The 21,517-nt window shown below is 34.2% G+C and carries 14 protein-coding genes and 3 pseudogenes; 8 read left to right on the top strand and 9 right to left on the bottom strand.

The genetic code is table 11. From position 1 onward, the window contains the following. Positions 1 to 228 precede the first annotated feature (228 nt). Positions 229 to 2,037, bottom strand: coding sequence for an ankyrin repeat domain-containing protein (locus tag ABWU64_RS02095; protein WP_353279764.1), 1,809 nt, complete (start codon positions 2,035 to 2,037; stop codon positions 229 to 231). Between the two features lie 41 nt (positions 2,038 to 2,078). Between ABWU64_RS02095 and ABWU64_RS02090 the strand changes: the two are divergent. Then, positions 2,079 to 2,862: pseudogene (locus ABWU64_RS02090) on the top strand (IS5 family transposase). Here ABWU64_RS02090 and ABWU64_RS02085 read toward each other — a convergent pair. The 3 genes from ABWU64_RS02085 to mgtE form a co-directional block, all read right to left on the bottom strand. Beyond that, a complete protein-coding gene (locus tag ABWU64_RS02085; RefSeq protein ID WP_353279873.1) occupies positions 2,807 to 3,055 on the bottom strand; it encodes a hypothetical protein in 249 nt (82 codons plus the stop codon). The pseudogene ABWU64_RS02090 and the gene ABWU64_RS02085 sit on opposite strands and share 56 nt — an antisense overlap. Continuing rightward, complete coding sequence (locus ABWU64_RS02080) at positions 3,030 to 4,508, bottom strand: hypothetical protein (RefSeq protein ID WP_353279763.1); 1,479 nt, start codon at positions 4,506 to 4,508, stop codon at positions 3,030 to 3,032. The genes ABWU64_RS02085 and ABWU64_RS02080 overlap by 26 nt, the downstream gene beginning before the upstream one ends. 503 nt (positions 4,509 to 5,011) lie before the next feature. Beyond that, the gene (gene mgtE, locus ABWU64_RS02075; protein WP_015588496.1) at positions 5,012 to 6,382 is read right to left on the bottom strand and encodes a magnesium transporter; all 1,371 of its coding nucleotides are present in this window, start codon (positions 6,380 to 6,382) and stop codon (positions 5,012 to 5,014) included. A 155-nt stretch (positions 6,383 to 6,537) separates the two neighbouring features. Here mgtE and prfB point away from each other — a divergent pair. After that, a protein-coding gene (gene prfB / locus ABWU64_RS02070) for a peptide chain release factor 2 (RefSeq protein WP_333782284.1) occupies positions 6,538 to 7,639 on the top strand; the annotation gives its coding sequence in 2 pieces (ribosomal slippage) (positions 6,538 to 6,603 and positions 6,605 to 7,639; 1,101 coding nt in all). 174 nt (positions 7,640 to 7,813) lie between these two features. On the opposite strand, the gene ABWU64_RS02065 is transcribed toward prfB, so the two are convergent. Beyond that, positions 7,814 to 9,100, bottom strand: coding sequence for a Na+/H+ antiporter NhaC family protein (locus ABWU64_RS02065; RefSeq protein WP_341815841.1), 1,287 nt, complete (start codon positions 9,098 to 9,100; stop codon positions 7,814 to 7,816). Positions 9,101 to 9,279: 179 nt separating this feature from the next. On the opposite strand from ABWU64_RS02065, the gene ABWU64_RS02060 reads away from it, so the two are divergent. From ABWU64_RS02060 to ABWU64_RS02050, 3 genes are all read left to right on the top strand, one after another. Further along, entirely contained in the window at positions 9,280 to 9,750 is a 471-nt protein-coding gene (locus ABWU64_RS02060) for a hypothetical protein (RefSeq protein WP_353279762.1), read from the top strand. Beyond that, the gene (locus ABWU64_RS02055; RefSeq protein ID WP_353279761.1) at positions 9,695 to 11,647 is read left to right on the top strand and encodes an ankyrin repeat domain-containing protein; all 1,953 of its coding nucleotides are present in this window, start codon (positions 9,695 to 9,697) and stop codon (positions 11,645 to 11,647) included. Before ABWU64_RS02060 ends, ABWU64_RS02055 begins: the two co-directional genes overlap by 56 nt. A 114-nt stretch (positions 11,648 to 11,761) precedes the next feature. Then, complete coding sequence (locus tag ABWU64_RS02050; RefSeq protein WP_353279760.1) at positions 11,762 to 12,685, top strand: RluA family pseudouridine synthase; 924 nt, start codon at positions 11,762 to 11,764, stop codon at positions 12,683 to 12,685. 7 nt (positions 12,686 to 12,692) lie between these two features. Here ABWU64_RS02050 and ABWU64_RS02045 read toward each other — a convergent pair whose 3' ends face one another. Further along, positions 12,693 to 13,955: an MFS transporter gene (locus ABWU64_RS02045; RefSeq protein ID WP_135352955.1), complete on the bottom strand. Its 1,263-nt coding sequence runs from the start codon at positions 13,953 to 13,955 to the stop codon at positions 12,693 to 12,695. A gap of 35 nt (positions 13,956 to 13,990) precedes the next feature. Then, on the bottom strand, positions 13,991 to 15,793 hold the full coding sequence (gene aspS / locus ABWU64_RS02040) for an aspartate--tRNA ligase (RefSeq protein ID WP_353279759.1): 1,803 nt from the start codon (positions 15,791 to 15,793) through the stop codon (positions 13,991 to 13,993). Between the two features lie 133 nt (positions 15,794 to 15,926). On the opposite strand from aspS, the gene ABWU64_RS02035 reads away from it, so the two are divergent. Further along, on the top strand, positions 15,927 to 16,670 hold the full coding sequence (locus ABWU64_RS02035; protein WP_353279758.1) for an ankyrin repeat domain-containing protein: 744 nt from the start codon (positions 15,927 to 15,929) through the stop codon (positions 16,668 to 16,670). 155 nt (positions 16,671 to 16,825) lie between these two features. Further along, positions 16,826 to 17,290 (top strand): hypothetical protein, encoded by a 465-nt coding sequence (locus ABWU64_RS02030; RefSeq protein ID WP_353279757.1) that lies wholly within the window; start codon positions 16,826 to 16,828, stop codon positions 17,288 to 17,290. A 61-nt stretch (positions 17,291 to 17,351) separates the two neighbouring features. Here the strand turns inward: ABWU64_RS02030 and mutS are convergent. After that, positions 17,352 to 19,863, bottom strand: a pseudogene (mutS, locus tag ABWU64_RS02025) (DNA mismatch repair protein MutS). 113 nt (positions 19,864 to 19,976) lie between these two features. On the opposite strand from mutS, the gene ABWU64_RS02020 reads away from it, so the two are divergent. Next, positions 19,977 to 20,693 carry an ankyrin repeat domain-containing protein gene (locus ABWU64_RS02020; protein ID WP_353279756.1) on the top strand — a complete coding sequence of 239 codons (717 nt, stop codon included), beginning with the start codon at positions 19,977 to 19,979 and terminating at the stop codon, positions 20,691 to 20,693. Between the two features lie 7 nt (positions 20,694 to 20,700). Here the strand turns inward: ABWU64_RS02020 and ABWU64_RS02015 are convergent. Further along, positions 20,701 to 21,484: pseudogene (locus ABWU64_RS02015) on the bottom strand (IS5 family transposase). Between the last annotated feature and the right edge of the window lie 33 nt (positions 21,485 to 21,517).

The following is a 21,517-nucleotide window of genomic DNA, read 5'->3' as shown; positions in this document are numbered from 1 at the left end:
TGTACTCTTTCTACTTTTAAATAAATTAATACCCACTTAATCTCACACATCACTAAAAACCTAAACGACACAGCCATTTCCAGAACCCAAAACCAGCTATTGTAAGAAGATTTTATTTTGAGATCGTATGGTCTACCACTTGTTCTACGCGAATTTATATCAATTTATTACTTTATTTCTCTGTTTTTTTGAAATTCCCCTCATAAAATTAAATAGCTTACTGTAAAATTATAGTCTTAAGTCCTTGTTTGCAGGTTGTACAGAGACGCTGTTAAATGAAGATATAGGTGACCTATGAGTTAAGTTAACCGTGCTTTTATCTTCAAATTGCAATGCTTCACTTATATTTTCTAATTTTCTTTTTTTAGTAGTGTATTCATCAAATGCTTTTAGGTGTCTTTCATGTGATTGCATTTTTAAGTATGGAGCTGAGCACACAGTAGATTGAGGTTGATAGCAACAAATACTACTTGGGTAATAATTGGTAGTATAATGGTACAAATCATCATTGAGTTCAAGTTTCACATTAGCTCCTTGTTCTAAAGAAAAAAGGCACCTAGCGCTGTCGTAGCAATAAAACTTAACATCGTAGTTCTGAGAAATATTATTACTAATATCCTCTAGATTCGTATTAACGTTATTCATTACAAGGTAGCGAACAGTGCTTGAGTGACCATATATATCAGCAAGGTGCAAAGGAGTCATATGATCTTCATTCTGTAAATTTATATCAGCTCCATGCTCTACAAGATAGCGAACAATTCCTAGGTAACCATACATAGCAGCAAAATGCAAAGGAGTCATACCATTCTTATCCTGTAAATCTACTGTAGCCCCGTACGCTAGAAGGTACTCAAAAATCTCTAAGGAATTATGTTCAACAGCATAGTGCAAATAACCTTTACCTTCTCCGTCCTTTGAATTTATACAAATCTCTTCTTCCTCTATAAAGTATCCAACGACCTCTAAGCAATTATTTTCAATAGCATAGTATAAAACAGTACTATCAAACTGAAAATGTTCGTTATCAATAAAATACCTAACTATTTCTAGTCGATTATGGAGAGCAGCACAGTCTAAAAGGGTAAGGCTCGGGTCATCACTTACCTTAAAATTAGCCCCTTTTCCTATAAAGTATTTAACTAACGCTAAGTGACCATATATAACAGCATATTCTAAAGGAGTAGATCCATCTTTATCACCGATATTAACAATTTTACTTAATTTACTTAGATCTACATTCTCGAATATAAGCTTAATAACTTCTTCACTATCATCTATGGCCAGAAAATGTAAGATATTCATTCCATAATAATCAGATTCAATAAATTCATTAACTAACTTTTTATATTCACTTGCATAATTCCAAATGGATATGATATGGCTTACATTTTTACAGTTATTATCCATCAATGATGTCATTATTTTTCTTAAAAATTCTTCTTCTCTTTTTTCTTTTCTTTGCTCTAACCTTATCATTTTTTGTACTTCTTGATGAATTTTTGCTATCCCTTTCTCTAATCCAATCAATGAGAACTGATTAAGTAGATCAAGTGCATTCAAAACCCTTTGTTGATTTTCTTTTGATTCCCCCTTGAAAAAAATTTCTTTTGTATTAATTTGATTAGGGTCCAGGTAAGCCATGAATACTAAAATAACATATGCTTGCTGTCCAACATTTTTTTCTTCTTTTATTTTATCAATGTTAACCTTCAAAGCTTTAAAAGATTTTTTATTAACAACTTGTGTCTCCAAAAAATCAGTTTTTGATTGCTGAGCTACTCTATATTCCTCCAGATATTCTCTAATACTAAGCCCTTTTGATTTAATGCATGATATTGCTACTTTCAAATCTAATGGAAAATAATTAAGTTCTTCTATTAACTCTGATATAAATTTATCTTGTGATTCATCTTCCCCTAAGGTTTTTCGAATAAATTCCTCGGCTTCTCCTTTTTTAAAATTACCCAACTTTATTTCTTCTATATCTTCTATTTCTTTTTTCCCATCCTTGTTAGAGCCTGTACGTGATCTCAAAAAAGGGATAGAATGAGAGGATAAAGTATATAAAGTAGGATATGCGAAGTTTATATCCAAGTGATATAAGTCGAGAAAAGTTTGAGATTATTGTAGCAGATCTGGAGTCTTGCAGGAAGAGGACAAAGCCAAGAACACTTGATTTATATCATGTATTTTGTGGAGTGTTATACGTCTTAAAAAGTGGCTGCCAGTGGAGAATGTTACCAAAAGAGTTTCCAAAATGGCGGAATTGTTACGACTATTTTAAGAAGTGGAGTGAAAAAGCAGATGCAAATAAAGAAAGTGTTCTGGAGCTGGTATTAAAAAAAATAGTTGGCGTGGTCCGACAAAACAATGGTCGGAAAGAAAAAACCAGCTTCTGCATAATTGATGCACAAAGCGTAAAAAATGCAGATACTGCTGAAGAAAAAGGCTATGATGCAGGCAAAAAGGTTTCAGGAATAAAACGCCATATTGCGGTAGATACACAAGGTTTACCCCACGCAATTTATATAACAACGGCAGAAATAACTGATCGTAGTAGCGCTGTGAGAATGGTTAAAAATGCTAAAGAAAACCTATCTGAAGTTAAAAATATACTAGTTGATGCTGGCTACACAGGAGAAAATTTTGCAACACAGATGAAAGTAACTATTGGTGCAACTGTTGAGGTGAAGCGAATTACACACCTTTGTCGTATTGCCGAAAAGATGGGTTGTTGAGAGATCTTTTGCTTGGTTGCAAAAATGTAGGCGATTGTGGAAAAATTGCGAGCGGAAACTCAACACTAGCCTGCAAATGGTCGTTCTTGCTTTCGCTGCTTTGCTTCTGAAAAGATTATGAACAGGCTCTTAGAAGAAGTAATTAAAACGTAAGGTTTTTCTCTATTAGAAAAAATAGGAAAGCTTGATGGCAAAAAATTTTCAATCTCCTTATAACTAATAGCATTATCGAAAACAAACAAACTTTTTGTGTCTTGAAGATACTCATATACATCCTCGACAATAGATTTAATGTTTCTCTCTCCTTTGCTCACTTTTTATAGAAATTCCTAATCTTTCAGCCAACCTAAGAAATGAATTTGAAAGCTTGTTATATGACGAGGCATCTATCCACATAATCCTTGCCCAAGTACCCTTACGCCTTTCACTAAACCCATAGCCTCTAGCAAGTTCGCTTTTCCCTATTCCAGACTTCCCACTAATTAAGACTACTCGTGACATTTTTATTTCTTGACTACTACTGTGTAATCTTAGGTTCAAATTTTTTACCACCTCTTTTCTTTCAATGAAATTTTCTGGTATCTTGCCAAAACTATAGGAAAATTGACGCCTATCTTCATCTTGTTTTCTAAGATGTTCTTTTACATCTTCTATATCTTTCCTTTTCACAGGATCTTGTTCATTAATCTTCTTTAATATAAAACGAGCTAATTTTTCTTTTTTTTCATCATTTAAAATATGCACATATCTTTCTGTGGGTGCTTCACTGAATACATACTTTTGTTTTATCTCCTCCCACTTTCTTAACTCCCATTCAAAGGGAAGCCGATAGCCGTATTTTTCAGCACAGCTATATTCCTCTAGATTATGTTCCTCAGAATTATATTGATAATAATTAACAGTTTCATCTTCTTCTTTTTTCTTTATTCCTACCCATTCATACAATTCTGAGGTTAATAAACTTTCACTACTTTGCTCATCTTTTATTTCATATCCAGGACGCGTAAAATATCCTTTCTTTTTTGACTTACCTAGAACAACACCTTGTGTTATAAGATCAACAGAAAAGTCTTGTTCCTCAGAAGTTAAAAGGTAATTCATTGTTCTATGTACAGCATCTATTACTAACTTCTTAACTCTCCTATGATAAAAAGAGGGATTGATATCTACAACTTTTATGAATGGTTCCTCAAACCTGTGAAAAATTTCTAAGCCAGCTTTTACTAAAATCTCTCTCATTTCAGCTTTGTAGCAAGGTGTAGTTATTGTAAAAATATTTTTCGCTCCTTTCTTATGCCGTTTTCCTGTAACACAATGATTGATACTCTCATTAACTTTAACACTAAATAATTTTAGTGGACTTGCTGGAATAGTATTATTCAAAATAGAATTAAAGCTGGCTGAAGCTTTGCTTATTTTTTGTATATTTGAATCTGGTTCTGCCTCCTCAAAATATTTAGATAATTTTTCCTCGAATTCTTTAACAAAAGTCTTAACAAAAAAAGTTGCTTTTTCCACTACTTCATTATCTGTAAGACTTATAACATTGGCTGTATCATTCGATGCGCTATACCATACACTACCGCTGCTTATAGATGAAGATCTTGTTACTCCAAGACTCTCTTGACTTGGTCCACACTGAAGTTCTCCACTAGATAATCTATCTTCATGATCAAGACCTCCTTTTGCTCCTATTGTTGACTCATCATCTACATAATCCATTCGATCATCTGCTACTTGTTCTCCTGTATTTCCTTTACCTAACATAAAACCCCCTATATTTTAATATTCATACTTGATTATTTTACCGTAAATCTCTTTTCTGAAGATTGGTTTTAATATCTAATTAATTTGATTCTTATACAGTTGTACTAAACTGCTCTACAAATTTACTGTAGAAACCTCACGGTAACCCTAGGTAACTTTGATTGCTGAGTAGCAGTGTGTCTTTCTTTTGATTTCTTACTAAATTAAATACTTGCTTAAAAAAGTCAGGATTGCTTTCCGAATGATGTATATAATACAATGCATCTAACTCACATTCCATGTATTCATTACATTAAACTGTATTATAGCTAAAAAGATCTAGCAGAGCAAGAACTCTTTTACATGTTTGAGTATTTTATTTTAGTTTGTATTTTAAAACTAAAGCAGCTCAGTTTCATGTACTTTTATTTCTTTATCGACTGTTATTTTTCTTCTTCAATGCACCTGTGAGTAATGATAACGTGGCAATTAAAGCTTGTAAAGCAATTTTTATATAGCAAGATTCAGCTATTCAATAAAAAGATCGTGGCTAGACCAAAAAATATAAGAGCTGAGAGAATATCAGTTGTTGCTGATGTTAAGATTGAAGACGAAACAGCAGGATCGGATCTTAAACGATGAAGCATTATAGGAATAAAAGTGCCGATAAATGTTGCAATGATCGACATTGCAATCATAGAAACTACGAAAATGATCTCTACTTTTAAACTATGGAACCTTATTGCTAATACTACGAGCGAAATTGTAGATAAAATCACTCCATTTATAAGACCTATTAAAAATTCTTTCATCAGTATTCTTTTTGCATTTTGCTCAGTTAGATATTTTGTTGCAATTGCCCGGATAGTTAGTGTTACTGTTTGGGATCCTGCATTTCCGCTCATTGATGCAATTATTGGCATAATAATTGGTAGTACTATAAAACTTTCTATTACGTTATCGAAAAAGCCAACTACTATAGAACACATTGTTGCAGCTAAGAGGTTAAATAATAACCAAGGTAGCCTTTTAATTATAGTTTTATGTATAGGAGCATTTATATCAGATTTAGAAGATACACCGCTTATTTTAAGTACATCCTCTTCTGCTTCTTGCTGAACAATTTTGATTACATCTTCAATAAGGATTACACCGATAATTTTACCATTCTTATTTACTACTGGGGCTGATAATAGAGAGTAATCCTTAAATATTCTTGCTACTTCTTCTTGGTCCATTCCAGTTTTAATTATTTTTATATCTTGACTCATTATCTCTTTTATTATTGTTTCTCCTGAGTGAGATATTACCTTATTTAAGTTGAAACTACCTATAGGTTCTAATTTCGAGTTAATGATGAAGATTTGGTAAAATGTTTCCGGTATTTTTTTATAATTACGCAAGAATTCCATTAGCTGATTTATCGTCCAATAATATGGAGCTATAACCATATTTTTATGTATCAACCTTCCTGCACTTTCTTCTGGGTATGATAACAATTCCTCTACTAATTTTTGAGTTGCATTGGGTAAATAGTTAAGTATGTTTTCTATAGACTTTCTATCTAAATCTTTCACTATGGCTACTATGTCTTCTATATCAAGAAGCATTAGTAACTTTGCTGTATTTTCTATTCCCAATATTTCTATGACCTCTAATTGTAAATCTGGTACTACATGTACTAAGGCATCACTTAACAGACGTTGATCGAGGATATTAACTAATTTCTCCCTGTGATCACTGATCGAAGTAGATAAAAAATAAGCTAACTGAACGCTATCTATCGTTTTTACAATATTACGAACATTTTCTAATTCTTGATTATCGAGAGACTCTATTAAATCATCAATAGCCTTTTTGTCTAAACCATAATGAGAACTTGTTTTAATATTCATTACTTTACCTTATTTTTTTAATAAATATACACACTTGATTTTATTGAACATTCAAGTATAATAAAATTATTTTGAATTAACTATTATATGGTTAAATTTCTATTTTGTTTGCTGTTATTGTTAGTGATAATAAATATATTAAAGTCTAAAGTATAATGAAAACCCATCCAGAAATCCTTGAATACTTTCAAGGCTTAAATAAAAGTATTTCTCTTATCAGGAGGTGTCTTTGACATAGAAAGATCGAAGTTGCGTCTTGAAGAGCTGGATTCTCAAGCATCGAATGATAATCTGTGGCAAGACAATCAAAAAGCACAAGAAATTTTAAAAGAACGCTCTAAAATTAAGCATGAAATAGAATCGTTTTCAAAATTAGAAAGCGATTACAACGATGCTATCAGCTTGATGAAATCTGCTATTGATGAGAATGATGAAGAATTTTTTTCTGAAGTTGAAAATGAATTAGCCAAGCTAGAGAAATTAATCAAACTTAAAGAGACAGAATCCTTATTTACTGGTGAAGCAGATAATAATAACTGCTTTTTAGAAATCCACTCAGGAGCTGGTGGAACAGAGAGCAATGATTGGGCTGAGATGCTCATGCGCATGTATACAAGATGGGCAGAAATTTATCACAATTTTAAAGTTGAAGTTGTAGAAAAATTAGATGGTGATTCGGTTGGTATAAAATCTACAACAATAAAGATTATCGGAGAAAAAGCTTACGGGTGGGCAAAAAGCGAAAGTGGAGTTCATAGATTGGTTAGAATATCACCATTTGATGCAAATGGTAAACGTCATACCAGTTTTGCAAGTGTAGGAGTAACTCCAGTAATTGAAGATTCAATAAATATTGTTGTGGATGAAAAGGATTTAAAGATCGACACTTACCGTGCTTCTGGAGCCGGTGGTCAGCATGTAAATAAGACTGAAAGTGCGGTACGTATTACACATATTCCAACAGGCGTTGTAGTTCAATGCCAAAATGGTCGTTCTCAACATAAAAATAAAGATGAAGCACTTAAACTACTTAAAGGACGTTTATATCAAATTGAATTGGAAAAAAAAGAACAGAAAATGGCCGAAGAATATGGCAAGAAATGCGATATAGGTTGGGGCAGTCAGATCAGATCGTATGTTATGCATCCGTATCAAATGGTGAAGGATTTAAGGACTGGACATGAAGTTGGCAATATAAATTCCGTTTTTGATGGAAATATAGATTGTTTCATAGTTAGCGTATTGGAGTTAAAATGAGATTTATTAAAAAGCTAAGTTTTATGCTCTGCTAATAAGGGAAAAAGAAAACCAAAACCTATTGAGAAAAATGGAACAATTTTGTGAATATATCTATTATTCAAGTAGCTGATGAAAATGGCAACTCATTTCTTATGGGCACAAAAATGTAATATGAAGAGAAATCTTCGTACATTAAGTTGTAGCCGCGCAACGTCTGCCATTGATGATTATTTCACCTACTGTAACTGCTGCTAAAATAAAGCAGTAATAAACTTGTGTTAACAAAGAAATAGGTGAGACAGAAGCAATGCTACCTGCTAGCAGCAGCTGGGAACCATAAGGCAAAATGCCTTTTGTAACGCAAGCAAAAATGTCTAACAAGTATGCACTACGGTATGACGGAATATTATGCTTTTGCGCGAGCCTTTTTGCAATATCGCCACTTAATAAAATAGCAATGGTATTATTAGCAACTAAAACAGTAAACATAGATGCTATGCCCGCTATTACAAATTCAGCTTTAGTTTTTGTGATATTGCTTTCATCGATAAGTTTGTGTAATGCCTTTTGACCTTGCTTGTACATTATATGACTCAATCCGCCAATAAATAGAGCAAATATCACTATCTCGTTTACTTTTTTGAAACCGTCATATATGTCATGAGAGAGTTGAATGATAGTATAGTCAAAAAAAATCATCCCTAATACACTAGCAACAATTATATTTATAGTTATTGTTACTAAAGTAGTAACTTCAAATAACCCCATGATTATTAAAGAAATATAAGGAATAATCTTTATTACTGATAAATAATCTAAATTTGATGTAGGAATAATTTTTGTACTATCTGCCATAATTGCCAGATAGATAAGCGTTATAATGCTGGCAACAAATGCTACTTTAGAATTCACTTTAAGTTTATCCTTTATCGTGGCCCCCTGTGAAGAAACAGATGCAATAGTAGTGTCAGATATCATTGAAAGATTATCACCAAATACGGCACCTCCAACTACAGTTGCAGTTCCTATTTCAAGACCAAAAGCCCCACTTTTTGCTAAGTTAACAGCTATTGGTACCATTAATACAACAACTCCCATAGACGTACCAATTGCAGTTGATATAAAAGCGGAAGCCAAAAATACTCCAGGCAGTAGTAATCTTGCTGGAAGGAAATTGAGAATTAAATCAGCAACAGTATCTGCACTACCAATTGATTGAGTCACCACAGAAAATGCTCCAGAAAATAGAAAAATTAAACACATAGTAAGGGTGTTTTTATCGCCCATACCCTCGATGACAGTATCGATGTGACGTTGAATTTTACCTGCACTGCATGCAACAGCAAAAAATAGCGCCGGTAGTAGGCAAATTACCGGTGAAACTTGGCGAAGCGGATTATCAATTCCAATAAAGAAAAAATAGACACCACTTCCAAGGTATAAGATTAAAAAAATAACCAAAGGAAAAAAAGCTGTCATTTTACTGCCTTAAAACCTATGATTATAATCAATTAAGTGATTTCAGGCAAGCTTGGTTTTCTGTAAGTTAATAACAGTCCTTTTAGACTCTCAAGTTACGCTATGGAAAATGCGTTGACTATTCTACCATAATATATAGCATCAAAAAATACTCTATAGTATGAGGTAAAGCTATGGTAATGACATATGAACAGTGGAACATAATATTAGGTGTAATTGATCAAGAGGTAAATTTAAGTGAAAACAATGTAATTGAAAGAATAAAAGAGCTATTAAAGGAAGTAAAGATACTAGGGCAAGCAGAAACATTAAGAATGTTAGAAGAGATATCGCATGGATTAGAAGTACCAAACGAGATTCCAAGAGTACAAGAGACACAAGAGCCATTAAAAAAGAGACTAAAGGTGGTAAATGTACCGCAGACAAAAGAAGAAGCAAAAAAGATACTAAAGGAGTCAAGGGTATCAAATGCTCAACAGATGGTAAAAAGAATGCTAAAAAGGTTAGGTGTACAAGAGACATCAGAAGAATCAAAAGCAGTGGCGCTAGAGGATGTGCTTAAATGCACGAAAGATCTCAGAAAAGGTACCAGTGGTGCTAGATACACAAAATATAGTAGAAACATTAGGTATACTAAAGAAAAAAAGTGACAATGTGTATAAAGAGTGGGAGAAAGCCAAATTTGATGTAAATTATTGGTTTAAAACAGATTGTTTGCATGAACGCTTTTCATACACGTTATTATATTTAGTTATTGATTTTAAGCTGAGCAATTTAATAGAGGCTATGATTGAAGTAGAAGGAATCAATATTAATGCACCAAGTCCGTTTTTCAAATGGACTGCTTTACATTGGGCTGCCGAAGCGGGTAATATAGAAGTCACACTCAAGCTACTACAAAAAGGGGCAAATGTTAATCAATTGGATTCATCTGAACGAACTGCCTTACATTTGGCTACTGAAGCAGGCGATATAGAAATAACAAAGATCTTAGTAACGAATAAGGTAAATCCTAATGTGAAAGATCTGATGAACTTGACTGCTTTATATGAAGCTGCCAAGAATGGCCATAAAGAAGTAGTAAAGTACTTAATGCAGAATGGAGCAGATGTTAAGAAGAATGGGGCTCTTAAACTTACTCCTTTACATATTGCTGTTGCAAATGCTGATAAAGCATTGGTGGATTGTATAATGAAAAATGATAATAATATTGAAGAAACTATTGAGACAGTGGATGTATTTGGATGGACTCCTTTTTATTGGGCTGTTACAAGGAATAGTCCATTAATATTAGAGATCCTATTACAGGGTAAATCACGATGTAAAGCAAGTGTTGATGTAGAGGATAAGTTACTTGGACGATCTCCCTTACATGTTGCTGCTACGAATGGTAATATGGAAGCAGTAGAGCTCTTAATAAACTATGGAGCAGAGGTTAACCTTAAGGATGCATGGGAATGGACTCCTTTTCATTGTGCTGCTGCAGGAGGCAATATAGAAACAATTAATTGTCTAATAAAGAACGGAGCAAGTATTGTGACGAATGATCCACAGAAAATATTATTTTCTATTTGTCCATATAATTATCTAGAAGCAGTAACTACTATAATACAACTTGGAATATGGAAGGATGTGATGAAATTGATGGAAGCTGAGTTTTTACGTTGTGCTGCCGGACATGGTAATACACTAATGGTACATACTCTATTAGAAGCTGGAGTAGATGCTAATGCAGATGATGATTTAGGATCAACTGCTTTACATAAAGCTGCCAAATATAACCATCCGGAAGTAGTAAGGATCTTAATTTTATATGGAGTAGATGTTAATGCACAGGATAGCTCTGGGCAATCTCCTTTAGCTTATGCTGTCGAACGTAGACACTGGATAGTAGTAATGACCTTACTATGTTATCGCGCAAATACTTCATTGCCTGATCACTGTGGTGAAACTGTAAGAGATTTAGCTGAACGTCAAGGTATAAGTAATCTTCTAATGGAAGCAGAAAAAAGAGCACTAGATATACTTGCGTGGCTTAAATTAGAATCAAGTATACTCAGAAACAAAGAATTAATGACAGTGCAACACATAGAATCACATATGTTGAAAGAAATAGAATCACATAATCTATCTATCAGCTTTGAACATATGATAAGAGATCAAGCTAATCAAATTGAACAATTACAGTATAACGCTAAACTTAATGAAAAAGGAGTAGCACTTATAACTGACCACGTTAAATGTGTGCAGTTAGGGACTAACACTAAAGCGTGTCCAGATGAAATGGATGGAGTAAAAGAACAAATATTACATAGTCCTTACAGGTGGTCATATCGCACTAAAAATGTTAATGTAGGAAGAGTAACATCTTTAGCTAACGGCATTGAGTGTATGAAGTCAGGGCCTAACACTGAAGCGTGTCCAGGCCCTAGTACTAAAGAGCCTAATACTTACCTCTCTATGATGGAGAAACTACCATTAACATCTTCCCCCTCGATGATAGAAAAGTATTCGGCTATTATAGAATCTCCTTTAGGTTTTAACTAATTACGCTCGAATGATAGATGTAGAGGTAACTGACACTGAAAGTACATTGGGTAGAATTGTGTGCTATTAGATTTCAGTGTACGCTACTTTCATTATAAAATTTCTGTAGGTAAGATGTCAGAAGGTATCAAAACCATATTAGTAAAAGACGATAACGTTAGGCTGGATAGGCACATCAGAAGAATCTTTCCTGATCTAAAGCAATCTGTAATTGAAAAATCTTTAAGGAAAGGGTTAATCAAAGTTGATGATTGCAAAGCAAAGTCTAGTGATAGAGTAAATTCTGGACAAACTATAACGCTGAAACACTTGAATTATATTGAGAATGCTAGTTCTGATCGCAAATATAATGAAAAGTTAGTGAATCTACTAAGAGAGAACATATTATATGAAGACGAATATATACTAGCTATAAACAAACCCGCAGGGGTCATCGTTCAAGGTGGCGTAAAAGTAAAGATTAGCATTAGTGATTTGCTTGACCAAATAAGAGAGAGAGAAATATTTAAAATTGTTCATAGGCTGGATAGGGATACAAGCGGAGTAATAATATTCGCACGCAATGCCAGCGTTGCCAAATACCTTATGGAAGAATTTAAAGGACGGAGGATAAAAAAAACTTACCTAGCATTAACTTCTGGTATGCCGAGCAAAGATAATGGAACAATAGACTATCCGTTGGTGAAAAAATATATTTCAGGACAAGAAAGAGTGGTCATTGACGAAGACTCACCGCAGAATGCCACTACACACTTTTCAATTGTGTCAGGGCTAAAACACAATGTCGCTTATCTAAAATTACAACCAATTACTGGTAGAACCCATCAGTTACGTGTACATTTAGCTCATATAAATTGCCCTATTCTTGGTGACGGTAAATATGGCGGTAAAAAAGCTTTTATTGATGGAGTAGCAAATCAGATTCACCTGCATTCATATTCTTTGTCTTTAAAATTGCCAAATAATAAAGAAGTCACTATTACTGCTCCCGTCCCTAAACATATCGAAAAATCTATTGAAGCGCTATCTTTTGACTGAAGCGATTTCACCAATCAACTTTTCTGTCTTTGGCTTTGATTTGAAGCACAGATATTAGGCTAATTAATGCGCAGGTGGTAAGATAAACACCTGCTGCAAGTTTTGTTTCAGTTTTTTCTATAAGCCACATGCATATCGATGGAGAAAGGCCACCAAAAATACCTGCAGATATATTATGTGCTAGGCTGAAGCCAGTGCATCTAACTTTTGTTGGAAATAATTCGCAGGCAAGAGAATTATATATTCCAAAAGATGCACCTATCGGTATGCTCATCAACAGAAAAGTGAATGTTATAATATAGTGATTATCATATGATAATAGCGAAAGTACCGGCAAGCTAACACAAGCTAAAGTTACTAATGTAGGAATTATCACATTTTTTCTTCCAATTTTATCAGAAAGTATTGCAAACAGCACTGCAGACGTTCCAAATGTAATTTCAACCATGATCCTTACTAGATTTTTAATATCAATGCCTGAGAAGGTAAGTTCTTTGACAGATATGTTATAAAACATAATTACCGAATAAACGATTGCATTTTGGGCAATACCAAGTCCAATTGCTAATATAAATGCTTTTTTGTAGGTTTTGATTAGTTCAAAAAATGGAGAACTAGATAAGCTTTTATTTTTGTCATGAGTTTTATACGCTAAACTCTCTTCCATTATGTATCTTATTAAAAAACCTATCATACCCATAACAAAGCAGAAATAGAAGAGCAACCTCCAGCCCCAAATTTCATAATTTTCACCTGTAAACTTTTTGCAAATAGCTATCATTACAAAGCATGTGATAGAACCGAGAGCACCACTAAACGCTTTCATGCTCCCTAAGAATCCTAGATTTTTTTTATCGCTTGAATGCTCTATTAAAAAAGCAGAGTTAACACTTGTTTCTCCACCTGCTGCCATTCCTTGTACTATCCTACAAAACAGAAGCAGTATAGGAGAAAATATTCCTATTTCTCTAAAGCTTGGTATAACCGCAATTGCAGTAGACGATATCGAAGCCAATATTACGGAAATCAGCAAAATTTTCCTCCTACCGTGCTTATCTCCAATGTAACCAAAAATAAACGCACCAAGTGGTCTAAATCCAAAGCCAATTGCAAAACTGCCAAGAAATTTGATTGTGCTCAAATAATCATTTTCTGAAGGAAAAAAAACGTTGCTTATTATATGAGTTAAAACTCCAAACAGAGTTACTTCATACCATATAATCATATTGCAGATTATGCTTGATAGTATTGCTTTTTGAATATCGTTCATGACTTCCAGCTTACCACACTCCGCTATAAAAATTTTTATTCAATAACATTTAAAGACAACTCACGTAAATGTTTATTGTCCACTTTAGAAGGAGCACCCATTAGAACATCTTCTCCTTGCTGATTCATAGGAAAACAGATTACTTCACGAATGTTTGGTTCATCGGCAAGTAGCATAACCATTCTATCAACCCCCGGTGCTATTCCACCATGAGGAGGAGCACCGAATCTGAATGCACGAACAAGCGCGCCGAATTTTGTATCAACTTCTTCTTTGCTATAACCTGCAATGGCAAAAGCCTTATACATAATATCCAACTTGTTATTACGAATCGCCCCACTTGACAGCTCTATTCCATTGCAAACAAGATCATATTGGTAAGCAAGGATGTCCAGCGGATCTTTTTCTTCTAAATCTTTCAAGCCACCATGTGGCATGGAAAATGGGTTATGAAAGAAATCTATTTTTTTGCTTTTATCATCATATGCAAAATATGGAAAATCGATGACCCAGCAGAATTTGAAGATATTGTCATCTATAAGACCCAGTTCTGATCCCAAAAGAGTACGCACTTTCCCTGCAATTATTGCTGCTTCATTTTCCTTATCAGAAGCAAAAAATACACTATCTCCAGGTTCTATATTTGTTATTTCTTTTATGGAATTTAACCTATTGTCATCAAGGAATTTAGCAATTGGTCCTTTTGCAATGCCGTCCTTATCAAATGTTATATACCCAAGACCTTTAGCACCTAATTCTTTTTGTGCATGTTCTATTTTTTTATCAAAAAAGCTACGAGGTTCTTCTGCTGTTTTAGGAGCAGGAATGGCTCTCACTACCATACCACGCTCGATATTGCTTTTGAAAATATTGAACTCTGAATCACGGAAAATTTCTGTTACATCACTAATCAATAGTGGATTGCGCAGATCTGGTTTATCAGAACCGTATTTGAGCATTGCGTCTTTGTATGTAATGTGCAGAAAATCTTCATCAACTGATTTTCGAGAAAATTTGGCAAACACTTTATATAAAGTAGACTCAATAACCTGAAATATATCCTCTTGAGTTACAAAAGACATTTCAAGGTCTAGCTGATAAAACTCCCCAGGAGAACGGTCAGCCCTTGCGTCTTCATCACGAAAACAAGGTGCAATTTGAAAATATTTATCAAACCCCGAAACCATAAGCAACTGCTTAAAAATCTGCGGAGCTTGTGGTAATGCATAGAATTTACTAGGATTTAGTCTGCTTGGCACTAAGTAGTCACGTGCACCTTCAGGAGAAGAGGCAGTAAGTATTGGAGTTTGAATTTCCAAAAATCCTTGCTCTATCATGAGCTTCCTGAGTTCTGCGATGATTTGTGAGCGAAGAATAATGTTATTGCGGACTTTTTCTCGCCTTAAGTCAAGAAAACGATATTTAAATCTCATATTTTCTGGGTATTCTTGCTCACCGGCAATGCTTGCCAATATACTCCTTTCTTCTTTTGCTATTTCTTCATCACAGTGGAACTCAACTTGCGATTCAACTTGTAAATTACTAACTATAACTTCAATTTCTCCTGTGGAAATAGAGCTATTTACCGTATCTTCAGTTCTAGCTTTGACTATTCCTGTGACAGTAATCACACTTTCTGATTTTAAATTTGAAATTTCATCAAAAAAGTCTTTGTCATTATTGAATACCAGTTGAGTAATTCCATAAAAATCTCTTAAATCAACAAAGATTAGGTTACCATGGTCACGTTTACGGTACAGCCACCCAGAGAGAGTAACTTCCTTTTCTACATCATTCTTCCTTAATTCATTACACGCGTGAGTTTTATAGCAGTTCATTTAATTGAAATTTCTAGAATACAGAAAGATTATAAAATAAATTAACCTTTGGGCAAGATAATATCTAAAGATCCTTTACAAACAATTCCAATTTGGATATAATTTCTTTGATTGTGTGTGTTGAGGTGTATTTATGAATCCTGAAGAACTACAGAAAATTCTAGCTGAAAATAAGAAGAAAGATTCTGTATTAAAAAAGCTTCTTAGAGCTGTTAAGGAGAATGACTTAGAAAAAGTAAAATCAATTTTTGAGAAAAATAGCTCTATTATTAAAGATGTTGTTGCTGAGATTAATTCCCAAAATGGTACAAATTTATTAGGTTATGCTGTTGATAGTAAAATGGCTAAATATCTAATAGAGCAAGGTGTAAAATTCATCACTGCAGTCGGAAAGGCAGTTATGAAAAAAGATTTAGAGTTAGTCAAATCAATCTGTCAGATGAATAAATCAATAGCTAAAAATGAGTTACAGCAAGATTCTAAGCCACTAGAATCTGCAACTTATGATCACAAATTTAATGATAAAATTGCAAGGTATTTGATTGAACAAGGTGCAAATCCTAATGCAACCGATAAGTGTGGTCGTTGCTTACTTCATCTGCAAATTGCACGAGGCAATTTAAAAGGAGCTAAGGCTTTAATAGAAAACGGTGCAGATGTAAACATAGTAAATCAAGAACAGGATGGCTATTGGAGACCAGGCATAGATGCTAATGCACTGAAGGGTCAAACTGTGTTGCACTTTGCAATTAGAGTATACAGAAATAATAAAGACCTAAATCCTGAAAAAGCTAATAGAGCTTTAGAATTTATAAGTTATTTAATAGAAAAAAAGCAAACTCAAATATCAAAGATTGTAATGAAAAAACTCCTCTAGATACTGCTATATTTTTTGACACTCCAGAGATAGTAGAATTATTAATAAAAGCTGGTGTTGATCTTAATGCTGGAAAGAAAAAAGCAGAAGATGTTTTAAATTATGCTGTTACTGTAGGGCATATAGATATAGGGAAAGCTGCAATTCGATATATTTTGGAACATAACTCACGGTCAAATAAACTAGATCTTCTTAATAATCAAGAAGAGTTATCAGTCTACTGGGACGAATATAAAGCTCAAGTTAAAGAACTTCATGATATAGTGGAAGATAGAATTGACTTGACTGGTGATGGCTCTACCCGTCCTATAATGAGAACAATAAATGGCTTTTTAGATCATGAAAGTAGAAAAAATCTAGTAAAATCATCATTCATATCTAGTGCTGAGGCACCAGAAAATTTTTGTCCGAGAAAGCTGGCTGTTATAAGTGTAGCTGCAATAACCTGTGCTTTAGCGATATACTTTCTTGCTCCATTAATAATGGGTTCCTCTATTGGGGTTGGCACTCAATTGGCATTAGGAGCTGCAGGTGCAGTTGTAGGTGGTGGAATTGGAATCTTGACCAATGTGGCAATAGATCAATGCTACGTTAATTTAGCTGCTCAGAAAGCTGACTAAAATTAAAGCGTCATAGATTGCTAAAACTCCATAATTGTGTAGTAATATAATATTACTTTCCTCAAGCCTTTAGCTCCTCAAACACTTCACTTGCTCTATTTAAAACAGAGTCAGGAAAACCAGCAAGTTTTGCTACATATATTCCATATGACTCATCTGCAATGCCTTCAATTACTTCATGTAGAAAGATAACCTCTCCGTTCCATTCTTTTATTTTCATACAAAAACATTTCACATTTTCTAAGTATTCACCTACTTTAGTTAATTCATGATAATGAGTTGCAAAAATGGCGCGGCACTTATTTACATTGTGAATATGTTCAATCACTGCCTGTGCAATAGATAATCCATCATACACTCCTGTGCCCCTACCAATTTCATCAAGTATCACCAAGGAACGATCTGTTGCCTGATTTACTATCGTTGCTGTTTCGATCATCTCTACCATGAAGGTAGAATAACCAGCTGTTATATTATCTGTTGCACCAACCCTGCTAAATATCTTGTCAATCACTCCTATATGTGCACTCTCTGCTGGCACAAATGACCCCATGTGAGCTAAAACTGCAATGAGAGCGTTTTGCCTCAAAAAAGTGCTTTTTCCCGCCATATTAGGCCCAGTAATTAGATGTATACCAGCTAAATTGATGCTATTTGAAATGAATTTATCGTTAACTTCAACCACTGGATGTCTTCCACTACAGATATTGAACTCTTTACTGTCATCGATAATGGGTTTTACGTAATTATTTTGCACTGCGAGCTCCGCAAACGTGGCTCTAATATCAAGTTTTGCCAAAGCATTTGCAGCAAGAGCAATTTTTTCAGATTCTTTAGCGACCTTACTATATAGTTCACTAAAAATTTTCACTTCTAAGCCGATTGCAGCATCACGTGCCGTAAGAATTTTATTTTCTAGTTCTTTCAAATTCATTAGTAGTATAGCGCATGCTATTTGCTAAGCTTTGCCTATGAATAAATATATCCGAAGTTATTTTGTGATTTGCCGACACTTCAACGTAATAACCAAGTATATTGTTGTGTAATATTTTGAGTGCAGCAATGCCAGTTAGGTCGCGATAAGACTCACGGAGCTTAGTTACCAACTTGTTACTGTTGTTCAATATATAATATAATTCGGATAATTCTTGATCATATTTTGGATTGATAAATCCTTCTTCTTTTACAGAACTGAGGTTGTTATCAAGTATAGCGCTGTTTAGAAGCTCGAATAGATCTTTATGATTACCAAGACTTTTATGTATTGTGCTTAGTTCACTCTCGTCACTACTTATCACCTGAGTAGTAAACACTGGTTCCTTTTCTCTGGTTAAGCACTGGAATGATATCTGAGAGTTAATTGCTGGTTTTTCACTTAAACAATAATTATGCAAGGTAGACAGAAACTCAGATAACTCTAAAGTTTTTCCTAGGCCTATTTTTAATAGGTTCATATCCTTTGGTGAACCACGTCCTAGTATTAAGCGCGATAAAGACCTCTCAATATCCGGAATGTTAGATAATATCTCTCGTATTTTTCTGCGTGGCTCATGATTATTTACAAAAAATTGAGCGGTGCTGAGCCTCAAATTGATTGCCTTGGAGCAAGCAAGTGGTGAAGCGAGCATTTGTTTGAGCAGGCGTCCACCAGAGGCTGTAACTGTGTGATCAATAACTGAAATTAGTGAACCTTTCTTTTCACCAAATTGAGTTGTAAACAACTCAAGATTTCTCCTTGCTGAAGCATCAATAAGCATGAAATTTTGTTGCTTATAGGTTTTTGGGAATTCAAGCCTTGGAATGGAGCCCCTTTGTGTTACTCTGACATATTCAAGCAGTGCACCGCACGCCATGATTTCTACTTTGCTGAAATTTCCTATACTACCAAGTTCCCTGATTTTATAAAACTCGCATAACGTTCTGTGAGATTTACTATACTCAAAAAAACTCTGTGCGTGTTGTGTAATTGATATTTTATAATTTTTTAAAATCGATCTAATTTTTTCGTCCTCAATGAATTTTTCAGAAATTAATAATTCTCTTGGTGATATACGCAATAAATCGCTATCTAGAGCTTTCAAATTCGTTAAAGTGTGAAAAAATTTTCCCGTTGATAATTCAAGCCAACTAATAGCATATTTGTCATTTTGCTCAACTATGGACGCGAGATAATTATTGCTTTTATCCTCCAGTAGCGAATCTTCTATAATTGTACCTGGAGTTACAACTCGTACTACATCACGTTTTACTATGGATTTATAGCCCCTCTTTTTTGCTTCATCAGCAGTTTCTAATTGGTCACAGATTGCCACTTTGAATCCTAAATCTATTAGCTTATGCAGGTAAGATTCACTACTGTGCGCTGGCACTCCACACATTGGTATTTCTTGCCCATTTGAATTGCCCCTCTTGGTTAGCACTATATTCAGCAATTTCGCAGCTTTAATAGCATCGTCGAAAAACAACTCATAAAAATCTCCTAGCCTATAAAATAGCAGATGATCCTTGTATTGAGCTTTCAAATTTAAATATTGCTCCATTACAGGGGTATTTTTTTCTCTTATTAAGTTCATAACATTTTTAAATATGTTAGCAGCAAACCGCTTACTCTGGTGTTGGTTATTTTATTATGGATCAATAATTTTTTTTAGCTATAGTACAAAAACAAATAGTTTGAGGTAGAATTATGGAATATGAACGGTTGTTAAAAATATTAAGGACAATAAGTGACTTAAATGAGAACAATATAATCGAAAGGGTAAAAGAGGAATTGGAAAAAGAAGATCCAGACACGTATAAAAAGTGGCAAGATAATGGATTTAACATAAATTATACATTCGATGATCAAAGTACATTGTTACATATAGCTGCTAGAAATGATCTTGTAAAGATAGCAGAGCTTTTAATAAAAAAAGGGGCTAATGTTGATGCAGTAAATAAAGTTAAGAGAACTCCTTTACATGCTGCTGTTCTCTTTTGTTATACAGAGGTAATAAAAGTTCTCATAGAAAACGGGGTTAATGTTAATGTAGCAGATCAAAATGGGTGTACTCCTTTGCATTGTGCTGCTCACAATGAAAATAAAGAGATAGTAGAACTCCTATTAAACAAGGGGGCTAATGTTGATGCAGTAGATCTGGCTGAGAGTACCGTATTACATCATGCTATTTCTGCTGAAAATTGCCAAGTGGAAATAGTAAAAGCTATCATACAAAAGGAAGCTGATGTTGACATAGCGGATAAATACGGGCGTACTCCATTATCCTGGGCTATTAGAAATGGCTATTCAGAAGTAGCAAAAATTCTACTTGAAAACAAAGCAGATCCTTTATTGGGACATAAGAGTTTTAACACATTAAAACTCTTGATTGAATTAATAAAAAATGATTTTAAGCACTCTTAGAGCCTGTTCATAATCTTTTCAGAAGCAAAGCAGCGAAAGCAAGAACGACCATTTGCAGGCTAGTGTTGAGTTTCCGCTCGCAATTTTTCCACAATCGCCTACATTTTTGCAACCAAGCAAAAGATCTCTCAACAACCCATCTTTTCGGCAATACGACAAAGGTGTGTAATTCGCTTCACCTCAACAGTTGCACCAATAGTTACTTTCATCTGTGTTGCAAAATTTTCTCCTGTGTAGCCAGCATCAACTAGTATATTTTTAACTTCAGATAGGTTTTCTTTAGCATTTTTAACCATTCTCACAGCGCTACTACGATCAGTTATTTCTGCCGTTGTTATATAAATTGCGTGGGGTAAACCTTGTGTATCTACCGCAATATGGCGTTTTATTCCTGAAACCTTTTTGCCTGCATCATAGCCTTTTTCTTCAGCAGTATCTGCATTTTTTACGCTTTGTGCATCAATTATGCAGAAGCTGGTTTTTTCTTTCCGACCATTGTTTTGTCGGACCACGCCAACTATTTTTTTTAATACCAGCTCCAGAACACTTTCTTTATTTGCATCTGCTTTTTCACTCCACTTCTTAAAATAGTCGTAACAATTCCGCCATTTTGGAAACTCTTTTGGTAACATTCTCCACTGGCAGCCACTTTTTAAGACGTATAACACTCCACAAAATACATGATATAAATCAAGTGTTCTTGGCTTTGTCCTCTTCCTGCAAGACTCCAGATCTGCTACAATAATCTCAAACTTTTCTCGACTTATATCACTTGGATATAAACTTCGCATATCCTACTTTATATACTTTATCCTCTCATTCTA

It is taken from the genome of Wolbachia endosymbiont (group B) of Xanthorhoe designata (assembly GCF_964028585.1).
Classification (GTDB): domain Bacteria; phylum Pseudomonadota; class Alphaproteobacteria; order Rickettsiales; family Anaplasmataceae; genus Wolbachia.
The sequence above is the reverse complement of the archived record's forward strand: the minus strand, read 5'-3'. Positions and strand labels throughout refer to the sequence as shown.

Excerpts from the sequence above, each read along its gene's own strand:
- ABWU64_RS02080 (WP_353279763.1), bottom strand. The coding sequence starts at position 4,508 with ATGTTAGGTAAAGGAAATACAGGAGAACAAGTAGCAGATGATCGAATG.
- mgtE (WP_015588496.1), bottom strand. The coding sequence starts at position 6,382 with ATGAATATTAAAACAAGTTCTCATTATGGTTTAGACAAAAAGGCTATT.
- ABWU64_RS02065 (WP_341815841.1), bottom strand. The coding sequence starts at position 9,100 with ATGACAGCTTTTTTTCCTTTGGTTATTTTTTTAATCTTATACCTTGGA.
- ABWU64_RS02060 (WP_353279762.1), top strand. The coding sequence starts at position 9,280 with ATGACATATGAACAGTGGAACATAATATTAGGTGTAATTGATCAAGAG.
- ABWU64_RS02050 (WP_353279760.1), top strand. The coding sequence starts at position 11,762 with ATGTCAGAAGGTATCAAAACCATATTAGTAAAAGACGATAACGTTAGG.
- ABWU64_RS02045 (WP_135352955.1), bottom strand. The coding sequence starts at position 13,955 with ATGAACGATATTCAAAAAGCAATACTATCAAGCATAATCTGCAATATG.
- aspS (WP_353279759.1), bottom strand. The coding sequence starts at position 15,793 with ATGAACTGCTATAAAACTCACGCGTGTAATGAATTAAGGAAGAATGAT.
- ABWU64_RS02035 (WP_353279758.1), top strand. The coding sequence starts at position 15,927 with ATGAATCCTGAAGAACTACAGAAAATTCTAGCTGAAAATAAGAAGAAA.
- ABWU64_RS02020 (WP_353279756.1), top strand. The coding sequence starts at position 19,977 with ATGGAATATGAACGGTTGTTAAAAATATTAAGGACAATAAGTGACTTA.